Below are 15,060 nucleotides of genomic sequence, written 5' to 3'. Positions count from 1 at the left end.
GGAAGGCTTGATAAAGGGGGCTCGAAAGTTTTTCTTTCATATAAGAAAATTAGATTTTGAACCTTTAAAACCTTCTAAACTGCCGTCAAAATTGATAAAAAATCGATATGATAGACGGAAGCTCAGCTTTTCAAGAGGAAAAACCTATTAATCTCCCCTTTATTTCTCAAATCATTTTTACGATAATAAAGTTGTATTTACTTCCGGCCCGCTGCGGCCGAGTGAGTCAACTTATAAGAAAGCAGGACAACACGAATGGACAAAATTAAATCTTTGCTGATCACCTTGCTCGCCGTCGCCGTCGTGATCATCGGCATTATATCCGGCGATTTTTTCACTTCAGAACACCAGCCTTCAGGCCGGCAAAACGGCTCAGACTATGATGAAGTGCTGATTTTTCCGTCGGACCGCTATCCTGAAACAGGCGCGCACATTCGAAAGGCCATCAAGAAAGGGCATTCCAAAATCTGTACGATCGACAGGGACGGAGCCGACGAACGCCGAAAGGAATCGTTAAAAGATGTTCCTTCCAAATCGGGCTATGACCGCGACGAGTGGCCGATGGCCATGTGCGAAGAAGGCGGAAAAGGTGCTTCCGTCGAGTATATCAGTCCTTCTGATAACCGCGGAGCAGGATCGTGGGTGGGCAATCAGGTAAGCGATTATCCGGACGGCACGAAAATACTTTTCAAGATTAAATAACACTGGAGGTACGTTCTTTGATCAAAAAGTGGGAAGCACAAGAAATGACGATGTCATACCATCAGTTTACCGTTTATCAAAAAGGCGGAAAACCGCCCGTTATGGATTGGACAGACGAGGATATGAAAAGAGGCTACACAACAGGAGAACACGCGGTCTCGTTTGAAGCTCTCGATAATACAGCATCTTTAGTAGAAGTTCGTTTGAATGTCCAGGAACAGGTTCCCTCCTTTAACAGGCGCGTCACCGTTTCTTTCGAGGTGCTTCATGACGGGGTCGAAATTGCAAGCGTCCTATCCAAGAAATTGTCATGCGACATCCCGCAAGGCGTCTATCAGCTGACATGCTATACGATTATGCCTGATCAAAACAGCACTGCAAAGATCACCTATATTCTCGATTTTAAACAGGCCTGAACAAAGAATAAAGGCGCCGATTTCATCCGGCGCCCTTCTCCTACAGCTCTTCCCCGTTTGTCTGAATGACATTTTGGTACCAGTAAAAGCTGTCTTTTTTAATCCTCTTCAAGTCCTTTACATTCTCTTCATCACGATTAATATAAACGAAACCGTATCTTTTCTGGTAGCCATTTAGCCAGCTCAATAAATCTGTAAATGACCAGCTGCAGTAGCCGATTAAATCGACTCCGTCGTTTAAAGCTTGTCTGCACTGTTCAAGATGCGCACGCAAGTAGGCAATTCTGTAATCATCATGAATCGTGCCGTCATTTTCAACCTTATCGAATTCCCCCAGCCCGTTTTCCGTTATGAAAAGCGGAAGCCCGTAGCGGCTGGAAATCCTGCGAAGCCCGATTCTTAGACCGATCGGGTCAATGGCCCAATCCCAATTCGATGTCTCAAGATGAGGATTCCTCTTTGTTTTGTATAAACCGGGCATACCTGTTTCCTGGTTGCTGCCCTTTTGGCCGGTCGTATTCATTTTTCCTTCCGCTACTCCGTCTAGAGGATTCATTTCATATGTGATGGTTTGATAATAATTTACACCGACGAAATCGGGTTTTCCTTTTGCTAAAAGCTCCATATCGCCATCCTCAATTGTCGGCGCCCAGCCTTTTTCCTTCAGATATTTCAAAGGAATGCCCGGATATGTTCCCCGGCAATACACATCAAGCCACCAATAATTTGTAAATTCCTCGGCATTTTCGAAAGCGAGGATATCATCCGGACGGCTGGAGAGCGGATATGCAGGCGAATAAGCAAAACTCGGTCCGATTTTACCATCAGGAACAAACCGGCGAAAAGAATCGATTGCCTTTGCATTCGCCAAAAATGCAATATGGTTAGCCTCATAGAAGCGTTTCCTATCCTTCACACCCGGAGGATGCATCGCTGTGATAAAGCCATGATTAAAATTGTAGTTTTGCTCGTTAAGGGACACCCAATATTTGACCCTGTCCCCATACCGCTTATAGAGCGTAACGCAATACGTATTGAAATCCTCTATAATCCTTCTGGATTCAAAGCCGCCGTATTCATCCATTAAAGCCTGGGGAAGATCCCAATGATAAAGCGTCAAAACAGGTTCAATATCATGAGCAAGGAGCTCATTAATCAAGTCATCGTAAAATCTCAAGCCCGCTTCATTGACTTTTCCCCTGCCCTGCGGAAAAATCCTCGGCCAGCTGACTGAAAAACGGTATGCTTTTAACCCCATCTCGGCCATTAAAGCAACATCTTCTTTAAAACGGTGGTAATGGTCGACCGCAATGTCTCCATTGCTTCCTTTAAACGTTTTGCCGGGAATCTTTGTGAACATATCCCAAACCGAGAGGCCTTTGCCGTCTTCCTTCCAGGCTCCTTCGATCTGATAGGCTGCTGAAGCTGATCCCCATAGGAAATGGTTTGGAAATGGTCGTAATCGCTGATGAATCATTTGGCTCAACTCCTGTTTCGTATTTTGATCCGGATGCTCCTTATCATATCCTATGAAACGCGTTTCAGATCAAACATCATCTAAAAACAGCTCCGCCAGAAGCTTTTCCCGGTGCTGAAGAAAATACTTGGTTAAGGTGTAATGATCCGTATCCTCATAGTTCACTTCAGTGATTTGTTCACCATCAAAACTGAAGATGTCGGCTTCCGGATACCCTAATAAAATGGGGGAGTGAGAGGCGATAATAAACTGAGCTTGGTTTGATTTCGTCAAATCATGAAGGATTTTCAAAAATGCCAGCTGTCTTGCCGGGGATAAAGCAGCTTCAGGCTCATCGAGAAGATAGATCCCCTTCTCTTTAAAACGATGTTTAAAAAGCGATAAAAAAGATTCTCCGTGTGATTGCTCATGAAGAGATCTGCCTCCGTAGCTTCGAAAACCGGTGATATCCACTTCATCAATATGAGTGGCAAAATGATAAAAAGATTCGGCGCGCAGAAAAAAGCCGTTTGTTACTTTAGGAAGCCATGACAATCTGATATAGTCTCCCAGATCCGAACCGGAACCGTACACTTCATATGTATTATTTCTTCCCCCGCCAGCCATGTTAAATTCGCATTTATCTGCGATTGCTTCAAGCAGCGTCGATTTGCCTGATCCGTTTTCCCCCACAAAAAATGTTACGTTTTTTTGAAACGTCAGTTCTTTTAAATGTTGAATAGCAGGAATTGAAAATGGATATTTTGCATAAGAAGAAACTTCTTCCCGAAGTAAAGTCAGCTTTTTTAAAAACATGCGAACACCCCCTGCTTTGCTTTTACTCAACTGTATCACGTTTTCTTAGAGGATAACGAAAATAGAGGTTTGCGCCTGAGCACAAACCTCTTGACTTAAATCGAAAATACTTCTTTTAAATGGGCGTCCAAATCAGCTAAATATTGATCTATTTGCGGATTGCTGATGACATCATGGACAGAGAATGTTTTTAAAGGCTTCATGCCGACGAATTCCTGCATTTTGTGCAAATGAAAGAGCGCTTCATCAAGGCTTTTACCTTCAAAGAATGTCCCCTCTTTGGAGAATACATCCTTCGGCGCGTTCCATGTGGTTGAAAACATATACTTTTTGTCGGTAAACAGCCCGCCTCTGCCGTAGTCTTCAGACCCTTGATAAAAAAGCCCGTACTCATAAATTTCATCAATATATTTTTTAAATAAAGCAGGAACACTGAACCAGTAAACAGGCGTCTGATAAATAACAGCATCAGCCCACTTGAATTTCTCGTGCTCCTCCGGGATTTGATATCCGTCCGCCACCACTGTTTTTTTCACTTCATATTTTTCACCGAGCTTGTCCGCCATCGCTGTAAAAATAGTGTGATTAAGCTGTCCTCTTGCATGGGGATAGGCTTCATGTCCATTGATGATTAAAATATTTTTCATCTTTTCTTATCCTCCTTGTGTTTCAATTTACCAATACCTTTATAATTCCATCTTTCACCTTAAAAAGTAAAGCAGGTTGCACAATCAATTATTTTATTTTTCCCCAATACTAATTATCTTATTGCCTAATCCCTACTTCAGTGCTATGGTTTACTTGACTAAAGGAATAGGAGGATTGTTTAAGTGAATAAATTGCATTCGTATAAGCGCATTACATTGTGGATAACGGTGTTAGCGCTTGCTCTTATAACAGCTGCATGCAGCACCGCTCAAAATAAGGCTGAAAATCAAAAAACAGCCTGGGATGAGATAAAGGAAAAAGGGAAGATCGTTGTGGCGACTTCGGGAACCCTTTACCCCACTTCATATCATGACACTGATTCCGGCAAAGACAAGCTGACCGGCTACGAAGTTGAAGTCATCCGTGAAGCGGCTAAACGGCTCGACCTGAATGTTGAATTTAAAGAAATGGGCTTTGACGGCATGCTGACGGCGGTGGGGAGCGGACAAGTGGACGCTGCTGCCAACGATATTACAATGACAGACGACCGCAAAGAAAAGTTTTTGTTCTCTACGCCTTATAAATATTCATTCGGAACGGCTATCGTCCGCAAGAAAGACCTATCAGGCATCCACACGCTTGAGGACTTAAAGGGAAAGAAAGCCGCTGGCGCAGCTACGACAGTTTACATGGATATCGCACGCCAATACGGAGCCGAGGAAGTCATTTACGACAACGCAACAAATGACCAATTTTTAAAGGATGTAGCGAATGGAAGAACCGATGTCATCTTAAACGACTACTACCTTCAAAAGCTCGCGCTCGCCGCAATGCCTGATCTGGATCTGACGATTCATCCCGATCTTAAATACTATCCGCATCAGCAAGGCATGATCATGAAAAAAGGAAACGCAGAACTAAAAAAACAATTCGACAAAACGATTGACGAAATGCTGAAGGACGGCACAATCAAAAAGATTTCGAAAAAGTTTTTCGGCGGTGCCGATGTTTCGAAAAAGCAGGATATCGACTTTGTCGATGTCGATTTGAATAAATAGAGGGATGTCAATTGGGCTCTATTCAATGGGAGTATATTTTTAATGCAGAATTGGCCGCGAAATCCTTTCCTTATGTGATGCAAGGCATATGGAATACGCTTTTTATTTCATTCGCGAGCATGTTTGCCGGTTTAATTCTCGGTTTCTTCATCGCGCTTGGGCGCATGTCCGGGATCGCTTTGCTTCGTTGGCCGGCAAGAATCTATATCTCGTTTATGAGAGGCGTTCCGATTCTTGTCATTCTATTTATTCTTTATTTTGGTTTTCCTTATATCGGAATCCAATTTACAGCTTTGACTGCTGCCTTAATCGGCTTCAGCATTAACAGCGCCGCATACATTGCCGAGATTATCCGCTCGGCCCTGTCTTCCGTTGACAGAGGACAGTGGGACGCTGCAAAATCGATCGGCTTTTCCTACTGGCAGGCGATGCGCCACGTGATTGTCCCTCAATCGGTTAGAATTGCGCTCCCGCCTCTTGCAAACGTAATGCTTGATCTCGTTAAAGCGTCTTCCCTGGCCGCCATGATCACCGTGCCTGAATTGTTTCAACAGGCAAAAATCGTCGGCGGACGGGAGTTCGACTATATGACGATGTATATTTTAGTTGCCTTGATTTACTGGGCCGTTTGCTCGGCGATCGCTTTGCTCCAGGATTTCCTGGAAAAGCGGACAGAGGTTTATATCAAAAAATAGCAAGAAGCTGCCGGGTGCTCCGGCGGCTTTCCATACTGTGAAACGGAGGCGGTATTATCCATATCCTCAGATCGACTCATTTTCACACAGATAACCTTTATACGATCGACAGAAACAAAGTAAGCTATCAAACCGATCAATCAGGCGATTTCCAAGCATCATACGTCTGCTGCAACCATACGAATGCCGAAGACCGCATCCATATATCCGTTTTCTTTGAAGGAAATGACCGGCCCTCGCAAACCTTTCCATCCATCGTTCCCGCTCATTCGTCCAAGCAAATCAAAATCAAGCTCCAGCATGTTCCTGCGGGCAGACACATCGTTTATATCATCACCCAGTCCTTCATGTTCGACCCGAAGGCTGAGCGCGATTGCAAATGGAATCGGGATGCCGACGATGTAGCGCCCTACTATTTTGAATTGATTTCACATGCCCCGCATTCTGACCGGCTCTCGGCGCATCCTGCTTGCATTGAACCTGTTAACTGTCAAACGAACAGCGGAAGCGCATCACAAACGGGATTGATTTACCTGTCTGACAAAGCAGGAAACCCGGTTGAAAAAACCGGCCGAGAAGACCTGTATATTTCTTTGGTCAACCAGGAAGCGCATCGTTTAAAAGGCTATTTATATTACTTTCAAAACGGAGAATATCAAAAGTTCATGATCAGTCAATCTAAAGCTCAAGCATTCTCCTACGAACTCGCTCCTGAAACCGTCCAGACTTATCCGATAAACTTAAAAATATTCGGGAGCCATTATTTCCGATTTCTGTCGACATCCATCCCGCCCGAGGGGCCTTACCGGGACGCTCCTTTTCCGGCGAGGATGATTTATTACTCCAGGCTTTATACGTGGTAGTCTCACACAGGGGTGGTTATGCCGCTCCCTGATCGTTTCAGCCGCTTGTGCGGCAGCACAAGCGGCTTCTTATTCCATTCGAAAGGACATTCCGCCCTTCACCCGAATATCGCATGGATGAGAGCCTTTTGCAGCATTAAACACCCGCCCCATCCGCATATTCCAAATACAACAGAAATGATAACCGGAAATGATGCTTTTAAACTCAAAACCACGATCAAAAGGAGAACCGCCGTGGCGGGAAACCCCCATAGCACGCCTTTCGCGAATTGGCTTAAATGCTTTAAAGATTCCCCTTGTACACTGAGCCAAAATAAACTGAGCAGACTGACAAGCGGCAAAGCCGCAATCATTCCGCCCATTTCAGGCGATTTTCGTGCAATTTCGGTTATAATGGCGATCAATATTGCAGAAACCCCGATTTTCACTATTAAAAACATGATTTTGCCTCCCGGCTCAACAAGGAAAATGCCGTTTTAATCATTTCGACTTCTTCCTCATTTAATTGCTCCAGCACCTTGTGCAGTTTTTTCGGATGAAGTCTCGTATGCCGTTTCACTGCTTCTTCACCTTCAGGCGTTAATGTGACGTAGACTTTGCGTTCATCGTTGCTGTCCCTGTTTTTCTGTACAAGGCCTTTTTGTATAAGTCTTTTCACGTGTTCTGATGCCGTATTATGAGAGACTTCCAATAATTTTGCTAAATGGCCAATGGTCACAAAGCGGTTTTTTTCGATATGCTGAAGCATTCGAACCGCTTGGTGAGACAAATGATCATCATGTTTTGTGTGCAGATGGTAGTAAATATCCGTCCAGTCCTGATTCATCACTTCTATGATTTGTTCCGTATTCACTTTCATCACCCTCTCTAATTATATCTTATAATACGATATATTCTTAAATTAAGACATAAAAAAACCCGGCTTCACCGGGTGTTCGCTTTTATTCATTTCAGGTGCTTTCTCAAAAACGCCAGCTTTTCGGTTTGGAACGGCGGGATGTATTCGTGTCCAAAATAGCGGTACACTTTTATTTCTTTATCCGTTTCCAAGTGATTGTAAGCCGCAAAGACGGTGGATGGCGGTGTGATGGTGTCAACCAGTCCGATCGACATGAGAACGGGCGCTTTGACCGCTTGGGCAAGGTTCATGATATCGAAATAAGACAGGGTCCGCATGGCCGCCTGTTCAATATCCGGGCTGGTGTTTCTTCTGAAAAAGGAGTTGATTTCGAGATAAGGCTGGTCGATCGCTGTATCGATCGCTCGTTGAAAATGGCTTAAATAAGGGTATTCGGACACGGCTGCTTTTGGAATATCGGACAGCGCCGAAACCGCGACGGCCAGCCCGCCTCCTTGGCTTGCCCCGATCACTCCGATCCGCTTTTCATCGACTTCAGCAAAACCGCTGACCACTTCGACTGCTCGTACGGCATCTAAATAGACACCTCTGTAGTAATATGTTTTCGGATCGAGGATTCCTTTTGTCATCCAGCCTGGTACATGTCCGTGTTGAGAGGTCTCTGTATCTTCACTGCTGTTCTGCCCGCGGACCAGCATACCGAATGCCGCATAGCCGTGAAGAGCCCAATTGACAATATCATGAATGTCTCCGTCATAGCTGGCATTATAGCCGTGATATTTGACGAGCGCAGGATGCGGCCCTTTGCGGTCGGGTACTGCGTACCAGCCTTTGATTCGCGCTCCCCCGGTGCTTTTGTATGTAAGCCAGTAGACTTTTACCCCGTCAGCCGGGTATTCATGCAGTTCAAGCTCAGGCTCCGCTTTTTCATTTGCCAATTCATCCAATGAATCCTTCCAGAACTCTTTAAAATCGGCCGGTGCCGTCCGTTCCGGTTTATACTGATAAAGTTGTTCTAGCGGCATATCATAAGGCTGCTGCATCTTGTCTTTCCCCTCTTCTTTTCATTTTTTGAATATTCTTATCATAACATTCCCCTTCAAGGCTGTGTATTGATTCTGTCACATCTGCACCTCCCATTATCTGACCCCGCCGCACAAAACCGCTTTTTTAATTTATGTTATAATGCTAGATTGAAACTAAAAATATGTATTTGCGCGGAGGTTTTTTTGTGGCTTCACAATCCTTTCTGCAGCTGAACTCAATATTTATCAGTATATTAATAGAAGCGATTCCGTTCGTTTTGATCGGGGTTTTGATATCAGGTTTGATTCAAATGTTTGTGACGGAGGAGATGATGGCGAAAATTATCCCGAAAAACCGATTTCTCGCCGTTTTGTCAGGGACATTTGCCGGGGTATTGTTTCCGGCTTGTGAGTGCGGCATCGTTCCGATTGCCCGCAGGCTGCTTTTAAAGGGCGTGCCGCTTCACGCGGCGGTCGCCTTCATGCTGACGGCCCCGATCATCAATCCGATTGTTTTATTCTCGACATTCATCGCTTTCGGGAACAAATGGGATGTTGTGTTCTACCGCGGCGGGTTGGCGATTGCGGTGTCTCTTATTGCCGGGCTGATCATCTCTTATCAATTTAAAGGGAATCAGCTGATCGAAAACGGGACGCACGGCCATCACCACCATGGCCATGCGAGCCAGTCTTTCCTGCAAAAACTCGGCGGGACGCTTCGCCATGCAGTTGACGAGTTTTTCTCGGTCGGAAAATATTTGATCATCGGCGCATTTGTCGCAGCGGCGATGCAAACGTATATTAAAACATCGACCCTTTTGGCGATCGGCCAGAATGATGTATCTTCCTCCCTCGTTATGATGGGGCTGTCATTTGTGCTCTCCCTTTGTTCAGAGGTCGATGCTTTTATTGCTTCTTCTTTCAGCAGCACGTTTTCACTCGGCTCCCTCATCGCCTTTTTCGTATTCGGAGCGATGGTGGACATTAAAAATCTGCTGATGATGCTCGGCATCTTCAAAAAGCGCTTTGTGTTTGTCTTAATCGCCTACATCGCCGTTATTGTCTTAGCTGGATCACTGTTGGTAAAGGGGTGAGAACATGTTTCGCACATTCATTTTAATGCTGTTTACGTTTTTCTTTTTTCATCTTCATGCATCCGGCAATCTGACAAAATATATTAATATGAAATATGCTTACCTTTCATACATCGCTATTTTTCTTCTCGCCATTTTGACAGCGGTGCAATTCTACATTTATATGAAAGGCTCGGATGAAAAAGGGTGTGACCACGACTGCGGATGCGGTCATGATCACGATCATGAAAAAGACAAGCCTTTTCTGAAAAGAATGTTCATTTATTTCGTGTTCATCTTCCCTTTATGCACCGGACTATTTCTGCCGGCAGCGACGCTTGATTCCAATATTGTCAAGTCGAAGGGCTTCTCGTTCAAAGCGATCGAACAGCCGGAGCATTATGCCCAAACCCAGTACCTGCGCCCTGATACAAGCATCTACTACGGCGAGGAAGGGTACGATGAATTGATGAATAAAGCGCTGAAAAATTATAAAGGCAAACAGCATATTACATTAAAAGACGATGATTTTTTGAAAGGCATGGAAACGATCTATCAATATCCGGGAGAATTCCTTGACCGAACGATCGAATTCGACGGTTTTGCTTTTAAAGGGGAAGCGATCAGTGATAAACAGCTGTTTGTCCTCCGCTTCGGAATCATTCATTGCATCGCCGACTCGGGAGTCTACGGCATGCTGGTCGAGTTCCCTGAACATACGAATATTAAAGACGATCAGTGGCTCCATGTAAAAGGAACGCTGTCTTCCGAATACTATCAGCCTTTCAAATCTACGATTCCCGTGGTGAAAGTGAAGGATTGGTCTACAATAAAAGAGCCGAAAGATCCTTACGTTTATCGGACATATTAAAAGCCGGCACTTTGAACTGCACCGGCTTTGCTTTTCCTGTTTACGATTTGTAACCTGCTTTCTTCATCAGCATTAAATCGATAAACAATTGACATCTCGTATTAAAATCATTGAGATCGATTGATGTCATTTCCAGTATTTGTTTAATGCGGTAGTTGAGCGTGTTTTGGTGGATAAACAGCTGTTCTGCGGATGGCTTGACCTTGCAGTTGTTGACGAGATAAATTTCAAGCGTTCTCAAAAATTCGGTGTGGCTTTCTTTATCTTTTTCTTTCAGCAGCTGAAGGTCCGGGTTTACATATTGCAGATGATCGTTTTTTGCGGCGATTTGGTCAAGATATTTGAAAAGCCCGAGCTTTTGATATTCATAGGGAATGTGTTCCTGGCTTCCCGTGATTTCCGCTGCTTTCGTCACTTGGAGCGCCTCTCTGTAGCTTCTGCCAAGGGACAGCGGGCTGCTGTACTCATTGCCGACCCCGATCAAAATAAGAGGCAGCATTTGTGAGCGCAAATGGGTCAACAGACGGTTGATCAGTTCTGAGGCTGCGGCCAGCGCGGAACGCTTGCGCGACACACTGCCGACAATGATGGCGATATTCGAATGATCCTCCAATACGTGACTGATATTGTCTTTCAGGTTTAAATAAGACCGGATCGTTTCCTTCAGATCTTCCAGCAGTTCATCCTCCCCGTCAACGACTTGAAGCACCATGACGGTAAACACGGCCGGCAGGACAACGCTCGCCTTATCGGCGGCGGCTTTCAGCTCTTTTTCCGTTTGAAACTGATCGTTAATTGCCTTTTTGTAAAGCTCTTCCGCCTGTTCTTCTTTTTCTTGTTTGAGGCGTTTTTTCTTATAAATGATCTTCCCGACATGAAAAGAAGCTTTGTATAAGAAATCAAGCTCTTCATCAGACAGGTTGTCTTCAATCTCCTGCACCCAGATATAGCCCATAATTTCGTCTTTATACTTGGCGCTGACGACAACCCGCTGGTTTAACCCGATTTCTTCAATCTGTTTTACCCTAAAAGGAGTCGGAATCGTTTTCAATTGATCAATAATGCCTTCTTCGACGAATTTTTCAAAGATCGGCAGCGGACATTTTTTGGAGAAAATCGTTTGCTGGTTTGCTGCATCAAAATGGTTAATATAATAGGAGTTGTAAGCTAATAAGAAAAAATCTGCGCTTTCCAGTATGACCGGCTTTTTCAGCTCGCCGCTGATAAAGTCAATGATCTCATTAATGTTTGAAAGAGAAACAACTTGTTCTAATAGCTCTTCCATATCCTTTCTCCTACTCGTTTTTAACTTAATCATACTTCTCCTTTACACTCTTGTATAGACTTATATGCGACTTTTAAAGAAATGGGATCATCCCCCTGTTAGAAAGGGGGGAGAAGGCCTATAAAAAGAGAGACGGAGAATGGTTCCCCATCTCCATCATCGTTACAGCGTTTGTTTGTATTGCTCGAATTCATCAAGCACCTGCTGCTCAGGTTTTGATGTCAACAGACTGACGACAAACACAAACAGCAAGCTGGCGGCAAAGCCCGGAATCATTTCATAAAGAACATCGGAAAGTCCGGCTTCCGCCCAAATGATAACGGTAGCCGCTCCGGCAACCATTCCGGCAAGCGCCCCCCATTTTGTCATCCTCTTCCAAAACAAACTTAAGATGATCACTGGGCCGAACGACGCGCCGAAACCCGCCCAAGCATAGCTGACAAGACCGAGAATCGTATTGTTTTTTGTCCAGGCGAGACAGAGTCCGACAATGGAAACCGCCAAAACCGAAAGCCGTCCGAAAAAGACGAGTTCTTTGTCAGATGCAGAGCGTTTAAATAGCGTTTTGTATAAATCTTCAGTTAGAGAACTTGATGTAACAAGCAGCTGGGAGGAAATTGTACTCATAACCGCTGCTAAAATCGCCGAGATTAAAAATCCTGTGATCAGAGGGTGAAACAGGATGTTCCCCAATTGAATGAAGATGGTTTCCGGATCATCCAAGTGAAGCCCGTTCTTCGAGTAATACGCAATACCGAGCAATCCGGTCAGCAGTGCGCCCGCACTTGAAAAGATCATCCAACCCATGCCGATCCGGCGCGCTTTCTTCGTTTCCTTGACAGAGGATATCGCCATAAAGCGCACGATAATGTGAGGCTGTCCAAAGTAGCCGAGGCCCCATGCAAACAAGGAGATGATGCCGAGGACGCTCGTTCCTTTAAAAATATTGAGGAGGTTAGGATCGATCGACTGGATTTCGCTGAAGGCTTCTCCAGGTCCTCCCGTCTGAATGACCGTCACAATCGGAACAAGAACTAACGCGACAAACATAATGATACCCTGGACAAAGTCCGTCCAGCTGACTGCCAAAAACCCGCCGAAAAGCGTGTAGGCCACGACGACGCCTGAAATGATCCACAGCCCTGTATGGTAATCCAAATTAAACATGCTGTTAAATAAAACGCCGCCGGAAACCATTCCTGATGATACATAAAACGTAAAAAAGATAATAATGACGACTCCGGAAAATATTCGCAGGATTTTTGATTTGTCATGAAAGCGGTTTTCTAAAAATGCAGGGATGGTGATCGAATTGCCTGCTACCTCGGTGTATGTCCTTAAGCGCGGCGCCACAAAAATCCAGTTCGCCCATGCGCCGAGCACAAGACCGATGACAATCCATGAACCGCTCAGGCCTGTTGCGAACATGGCGCCCGGCAGCCCCATCAAAAGCCAGCCGCTCATGTCTGATGCGCCGGCGCTGAGCGCCGTGACAGCAGGCCCGAGCGTCCGTCCGCCAAGCATATAGTCTGAGAGGTTTGCTGTCCGTTTGTAAGCGTAATACCCAATATAAAGCATCCCTACCATGTAAATCACGATGGAAATGATCAATTGTACGTTCTGAATAAGAATCTCCCCCCAAGATGCCGTTTATCTAAATTTTTAGACTAATTTCTCTTTTTTTGAAGGCAGCCTATGAAAGGCTGCCTTCGTCCCCCTGTTTAACCCCTTTTCTTACACCTTAAAACGTTTCGCTGATCGTCTTCGCCTGCATGTGAAGTGCAAGATAATCAGGTCCGCCCGCTTTAGAATCGGTTCCCGACATTTTGAAACCGCCAAACGGATGGTAGCCGACGATCGCCCCTGTACAGTTGCGGTTGAAATACAGATTTCCGACATGGAATTCTTGTTTTGCTCTGTTGATATGGTCGCGGTTTTTAGTAATGACCGCGCCTGTCAGGCCGTATTCGGTGTTGTTGGCAACCTCCAGCGCCTCATCAAAGCTGCTGACTTTCGAGAAAGCAACAACAGGTCCGAAAATTTCTTCCTGCATTAACCGGGCTTTCGGATCCAGATCGGCAAAGATCGTCGGATCGATGAAGTACCCTTTTGAATCATCGCCTTTTCCTCCGCTGACTAAACGGCCTTCTTCTTTTCCGATTTCGATATAGTCCATGATTTTATTAAACGATGCCTGGTCAATGACAGGTCCCATGTAAACGTCCGCGCTGTCAGGCTCTCCGACTTTCTTGGACTCCGTAATTTCGATCACACGCTTCAATACTTCGTCATATACCTTTTCATGCACGACAGCACGTGAACCTGCTGAACATTTTTGGCCTGCAAAGCCGAAGGCAGATGTGAAAATTGATTGTGCAGCCAATTCAATGTCACAGTCCTCATCAACGACGACCGTATCTTTTCCGCCCATCTCAGCAATCACTTGTTTTAAGTGTGTCTGACCAGGCTGAACCTTCGCTGCGCGCTCAAAAATGCGCGTTCCGACTTCCCTTGAACCTGTAAACGTAATGATGCTTGTTTTCGGATGATCCACCAGGTAATCCCCGACTTCAGCTCCGCTTCCAGGGACAAAGTTGACTACTCCTTTTGGAAGTCCGCTTTCTTCGAGCACTTCAACGAACTTGGCAGCAATGACTGGCGCTGCGCTTGCGGGCTTCAGAACAACCGTGTTTCCTGTCACGATCGGCGCAACCGTCGTTCCGGCCATGATCGCGAAGAGGAAGTTCCAAGGCGGAATAACAACCGTAACACCAGTCGGTGTGTACACATATTGATTGCGTTCGCCTTCACGGCTGTTAACCGGCTTTCCTTTCGCAAGCTCAATCATTTGCCGCGCATAGTATTCCATAAAATCGATCGCTTCTGCCGTATCCGCATCCGCTTCATTCCAAGGTTTCCCTGCTTCTTTGACTAAAAGCGCAGAAAACTCATGCTTTTTGCGGCGCACATTGGCAGCCGCGCGGAATAAAACAGCCGCTCTTTCTTCAGGATCTGTGTACCTCCAAGTTTCAAACGCTTTCGCAGCCGCCTGAATGGCCTTTTCCGCATGATCCTGAGTAGCCTTGGATACAGTGCCTACAACTTCTTCTTTGTTTGCAGGATTGATCGATACGATCTTGTCTTCCGTTTCATACCTTTCTCCATCGATAACAAGAGGATAGGACTGACCCAGCCATTCGTTATTTACCGTTTCCAGAGCTTTTTCGAATGCCTTCCGGTTTTCTTCGATCCCGAAATTTGTAAATGGTTCGTGTTTGTAAGGTGTTGTCATG

Annotated in this window: 17 protein-coding genes; 7 read left to right on the top strand and 10 right to left on the bottom strand. The window is 45.3% G+C overall.

The window, feature by feature from the left end:
• Window positions 1-255: 255 nt before the first annotated feature.
• On the top strand, window positions 256-702 hold the full coding sequence (locus MHI30_RS02035) for a NucA/NucB deoxyribonuclease domain-containing protein (RefSeq protein ID WP_075753823.1): 447 nt from the start codon (window positions 256-258) through the stop codon (window positions 700-702).
• 17 nt (window positions 703-719) lie between these two features.
• Entirely contained in the window at window positions 720-1,118 is a 399-nt protein-coding gene (locus MHI30_RS02030) for a competence protein ComJ (RefSeq protein WP_075753821.1), read from the top strand.
• A 40-nt stretch (window positions 1,119-1,158) separates the two neighbouring features.
• Here the strand turns inward: MHI30_RS02030 and MHI30_RS02025 are convergent, their stop codons facing one another.
• The 3 genes from MHI30_RS02025 to MHI30_RS02015 form a co-directional block, all read right to left on the bottom strand.
• On the bottom strand, window positions 1,159-2,595 hold the full coding sequence (locus tag MHI30_RS02025; RefSeq protein WP_075753819.1) for a family 1 glycosylhydrolase: 1,437 nt from the start codon (window positions 2,593-2,595) through the stop codon (window positions 1,159-1,161).
• A 69-nt stretch (window positions 2,596-2,664) separates the two neighbouring features.
• A complete protein-coding gene (locus tag MHI30_RS02020) occupies window positions 2,665-3,390 on the bottom strand; it encodes an AAA family ATPase (RefSeq protein WP_075753817.1) in 726 nt (241 codons plus the stop codon).
• Window positions 3,391-3,485: 95 nt separating this feature from the next.
• Complete coding sequence (locus tag MHI30_RS02015; RefSeq protein WP_075753815.1) at window positions 3,486-4,037, bottom strand: NAD(P)H-dependent oxidoreductase; 552 nt, start codon at window positions 4,035-4,037, stop codon at window positions 3,486-3,488.
• Between the two features lie 183 nt (window positions 4,038-4,220).
• Here MHI30_RS02015 and MHI30_RS02010 point away from each other — a divergent pair, with 183 nt between their 5' ends.
• Window positions 4,221-5,096, top strand: a complete 876-nt coding sequence (locus MHI30_RS02010; RefSeq protein ID WP_075753813.1) for a transporter substrate-binding domain-containing protein — start codon at window positions 4,221-4,223, stop codon at window positions 5,094-5,096.
• 11 nt (window positions 5,097-5,107) lie between these two features.
• Window positions 5,108-5,791, top strand: coding sequence for an amino acid ABC transporter permease (locus MHI30_RS02005; RefSeq protein ID WP_075753811.1), 684 nt, complete (start codon window positions 5,108-5,110; stop codon window positions 5,789-5,791).
• 158 nt (window positions 5,792-5,949) lie between these two features.
• Here the strand turns inward: MHI30_RS02005 and MHI30_RS02000 are convergent, their stop codons facing one another.
• Window positions 5,950-6,111, bottom strand: coding sequence for a hypothetical protein (locus MHI30_RS02000; protein ID WP_154495780.1), 162 nt, complete (start codon window positions 6,109-6,111; stop codon window positions 5,950-5,952).
• A gap of 27 nt (window positions 6,112-6,138) precedes the next feature.
• Here MHI30_RS02000 and MHI30_RS01995 point away from each other — a divergent pair, with 27 nt between their 5' ends.
• Complete coding sequence (locus MHI30_RS01995; protein ID WP_075753809.1) at window positions 6,139-6,654, top strand: hypothetical protein; 516 nt, start codon at window positions 6,139-6,141, stop codon at window positions 6,652-6,654.
• A 98-nt stretch (window positions 6,655-6,752) separates the two neighbouring features.
• Here the strand turns inward: MHI30_RS01995 and MHI30_RS01990 are convergent, their stop codons facing one another.
• The 3 genes from MHI30_RS01990 to MHI30_RS01980 form a co-directional block, all read right to left on the bottom strand.
• A complete protein-coding gene (locus MHI30_RS01990) occupies window positions 6,753-7,094 on the bottom strand; it encodes a DUF3147 family protein (protein WP_003178792.1) in 342 nt (113 codons plus the stop codon).
• Window positions 7,085-7,513, bottom strand: coding sequence for a MarR family transcriptional regulator (locus MHI30_RS01985; RefSeq protein ID WP_075753807.1), 429 nt, complete (start codon window positions 7,511-7,513; stop codon window positions 7,085-7,087). The genes MHI30_RS01990 and MHI30_RS01985 overlap by 10 nt, the downstream gene beginning before the upstream one ends.
• Window positions 7,514-7,599: 86 nt before the next feature.
• Entirely contained in the window at window positions 7,600-8,556 is a 957-nt protein-coding gene (locus MHI30_RS01980; protein WP_075753805.1) for an acetylxylan esterase, read from the bottom strand.
• Window positions 8,557-8,720: 164 nt separating this feature from the next.
• On the opposite strand from MHI30_RS01980, the gene MHI30_RS01975 reads away from it, so the two are divergent.
• Together MHI30_RS01975 and MHI30_RS01970 are read left to right on the top strand one after the other, a co-directional pair.
• Window positions 8,721-9,632: a permease gene (locus MHI30_RS01975; protein WP_075753803.1), complete on the top strand. Its 912-nt coding sequence runs from the start codon at window positions 8,721-8,723 to the stop codon at window positions 9,630-9,632.
• 4 nt (window positions 9,633-9,636) lie between these two features.
• Entirely contained in the window at window positions 9,637-10,482 is an 846-nt protein-coding gene (locus tag MHI30_RS01970; RefSeq protein WP_075753801.1) for a TIGR03943 family protein, read from the top strand.
• A gap of 40 nt (window positions 10,483-10,522) precedes the next feature.
• On the opposite strand, the gene MHI30_RS01965 is transcribed toward MHI30_RS01970, so the two are convergent.
• The 3 genes from MHI30_RS01965 to pruA form a co-directional block, all read right to left on the bottom strand.
• Window positions 10,523-11,767 carry a PucR family transcriptional regulator gene (locus MHI30_RS01965; RefSeq protein ID WP_075753799.1) on the bottom strand — a complete coding sequence of 415 codons (1,245 nt, stop codon included), beginning with the start codon at window positions 11,765-11,767 and terminating at the stop codon, window positions 10,523-10,525.
• 162 nt (window positions 11,768-11,929) lie between these two features.
• Complete coding sequence (putP, locus tag MHI30_RS01960) at window positions 11,930-13,378, bottom strand: sodium/proline symporter PutP (RefSeq protein WP_075753797.1); 1,449 nt, start codon at window positions 13,376-13,378, stop codon at window positions 11,930-11,932.
• A gap of 130 nt (window positions 13,379-13,508) precedes the next feature.
• Complete coding sequence (pruA, locus tag MHI30_RS01955) at window positions 13,509-15,059, bottom strand: L-glutamate gamma-semialdehyde dehydrogenase (RefSeq protein WP_075753795.1); 1,551 nt, start codon at window positions 15,057-15,059, stop codon at window positions 13,509-13,511.
• Window position 15,060: the final 1 nt, after the last annotated feature.

Source organism: Bacillus sp. FSL L8-0528 (genome assembly GCF_038593085.1).
Taxonomy (GTDB): domain Bacteria; phylum Bacillota; class Bacilli; order Bacillales; family Bacillaceae; genus Bacillus; species Bacillus paralicheniformis.
This window is presented reverse-complemented; position numbering and strand designations above follow the sequence as displayed.

Coding starts and splice junctions, on each gene's coding strand:
- MHI30_RS02035 (WP_075753823.1), top strand. CDS start 256: ATGGACAAAATTAAATCTTTGCTGATCACCTTGCTCGCCGTCGCCGTC.
- MHI30_RS02025 (WP_075753819.1), bottom strand. CDS start 2,595: ATGATTCATCAGCGATTACGACCATTTCCAAACCATTTCCTATGGGGA.
- MHI30_RS02020 (WP_075753817.1), bottom strand. CDS start 3,390: ATGTTTTTAAAAAAGCTGACTTTACTTCGGGAAGAAGTTTCTTCTTAT.
- MHI30_RS02015 (WP_075753815.1), bottom strand. CDS start 4,037: ATGAAAAATATTTTAATCATCAATGGACATGAAGCCTATCCCCATGCA.
- MHI30_RS01995 (WP_075753809.1), top strand. CDS start 6,139: ATGTTCGACCCGAAGGCTGAGCGCGATTGCAAATGGAATCGGGATGCC.
- MHI30_RS01990 (WP_003178792.1), bottom strand. CDS start 7,094: ATGTTTTTAATAGTGAAAATCGGGGTTTCTGCAATATTGATCGCCATT.
- MHI30_RS01985 (WP_075753807.1), bottom strand. CDS start 7,513: ATGAAAGTGAATACGGAACAAATCATAGAAGTGATGAATCAGGACTGG.
- MHI30_RS01980 (WP_075753805.1), bottom strand. CDS start 8,556: ATGCAGCAGCCTTATGATATGCCGCTAGAACAACTTTATCAGTATAAA.
- MHI30_RS01975 (WP_075753803.1), top strand. CDS start 8,721: ATGTATTTGCGCGGAGGTTTTTTTGTGGCTTCACAATCCTTTCTGCAG.
- MHI30_RS01970 (WP_075753801.1), top strand. CDS start 9,637: ATGTTTCGCACATTCATTTTAATGCTGTTTACGTTTTTCTTTTTTCAT.
- MHI30_RS01965 (WP_075753799.1), bottom strand. CDS start 11,767: ATGGAAGAGCTATTAGAACAAGTTGTTTCTCTTTCAAACATTAATGAG.
- pruA (WP_075753795.1), bottom strand. CDS start 15,059: ATGACAACACCTTACAAACACGAACCATTTACAAATTTCGGGATCGAA.